The 1496-nt window shown below is 31.4% G+C and carries 3 protein-coding genes; 2 read left to right on the plus strand and 1 reads right to left on the minus strand.

What is annotated here, in order from left to right; all coding sequences use genetic code 11:
• Nucleotides 1-218: 218 nt before the first annotated feature.
• Both V7164_RS21370 and V7164_RS21375 read left to right on the plus strand, forming a co-directional pair.
• Nucleotides 219-638, plus strand: a complete 420-nt coding sequence (locus tag V7164_RS21370; RefSeq protein ID WP_335345824.1) for a site-specific integrase — start codon at nucleotides 219-221, stop codon at nucleotides 636-638.
• Nucleotides 639-687: 49 nt separating this feature from the next.
• Nucleotides 688-867: a hypothetical protein gene (locus tag V7164_RS21375; protein WP_335345825.1), complete on the plus strand. Its 180-nt coding sequence runs from the start codon at nucleotides 688-690 to the stop codon at nucleotides 865-867.
• Nucleotides 868-1368: 501 nt separating this feature from the next.
• On the opposite strand, the gene V7164_RS21380 is transcribed toward V7164_RS21375, so the two are convergent.
• Entirely contained in the window at nucleotides 1369-1467 is a 99-nt protein-coding gene (locus tag V7164_RS21380; RefSeq protein WP_335355189.1) for a tyrosine-type recombinase/integrase, read from the minus strand.
• Nucleotides 1468-1496 lie beyond the last annotated feature (29 nt).

Here is a 1496-nt window from a genome sequence, read left to right on the forward strand (position 1 = left end):
AAATTAGTTAAATAGGCGAAAATTCTAATGTCAAAATTTCAAACAATCAGTAAGTGTTTCATTAATTGTATTACTTCAACTTCTTCTACGACAATTACGGGTGCAAATTACATAAAAAATTCTTCAACTCATTTAAACTATCATCTACTTTCTATTATAAAAAACGATATGATGGAATCAATATTAGAAAATGTGCCACACTTAAGTCTTGTAAATAGATGGATTGTACAATTAAACTGCTTCTGCTTACGGGCCTTCGTAACCAGGCCATTACCAAATTGAAAGTGGGAAACATTAATTTGGAAGAGGGTTTGATTATTTACAATCAAAAAATTAAGAATTCGAAAAACAAGATGCAGGTGTTGCCACTTCCACCTCTTTTATTGCAAGAACTACGGAAACACGTAGAAGAAATGAAACTGAATGATGACGATCCACTTAGTTATGTGATTAAGGGTTACCCGCTTAAAAATAAGCAGTTGAATGCTGCGGTCAATAAAGTGAATGAATTTCTGAATTGGAAAGGAGAAGAGAGGATAACTCCTCATGGTTTTCGATATACGATTGCCACACTCTTAGATGAACAAGGAATGTCAGTCGAAACCATCAATTGGACACAGCTCTGGGGCCAACGTTGAACTTTATCTTAGAACACATAAACGAAAAATCCAACAGATCAAAGAGGAATTGACCAAAATTGAATTAGAATTAGAACAAAGTGTTACAGAAGAAAAGGGTGATTTCCCATCCATAGACCACGAGGAAATGGGGAAGAGAGGTAATAATGATTTATTAGCAGGACTCCCATTTTCAGAAGACTTTATTTTAGAACTTTCGAAGTCAAATCCAAAATTATTAGAAAGCTGATGATAGAGCATTACAAACATCAAAACATTAAATAACGGCCATAACAAATCTTCTATGACAGAATAAAACGACAGATTAATTTCTGTCGTTTTTTCATCAATAATTAATTATATTATAACCACAAATTTGTTTTTTTCTGTTCAACTTCTATATGAGTGTACTTTTACTAGTCCTAGCAAGGTTTTCATGCCCTATAAATCTGTATTTCTTTATTTTCTTGTAACAGTAAGGTAGCAAACGTTTGTCTTAAATGATGCAAAAAAAAGCGATGAGCGGGTAATCCAGCTCTTCTAATATACAGATTGAAATACATTTACAGAAATCCCTTTACAAAAATAGCACTAAATTATCATTTCGATATAGTTATTTTAGATAAAAATGCAAAAAAAGCGGCGTATCACAAAAATATTATTATATTAATATAATTTTATATTGGACATAAAATCAAAATTCTGCCGCTTTTCTAATTCCAATTTTAATATTAGCTTATTAAGAAACTATTTATCGATTTTTCTTTTGTTCAAAATCGATATGAGTATACATACTAGTTGTAGCAAGGCTTTCATGTCCTAATAACTCTTGTAAGGTTCTCAAATCCACTTTATCTACCTTTTCTTGTAACAGTAAGG

This window comes from Bacillus sp. JJ1474 (assembly GCF_036965225.1).
In the GTDB taxonomy this organism is placed as follows: domain Bacteria; phylum Bacillota; class Bacilli; order Bacillales; family Cytobacillaceae; genus Cytobacillus.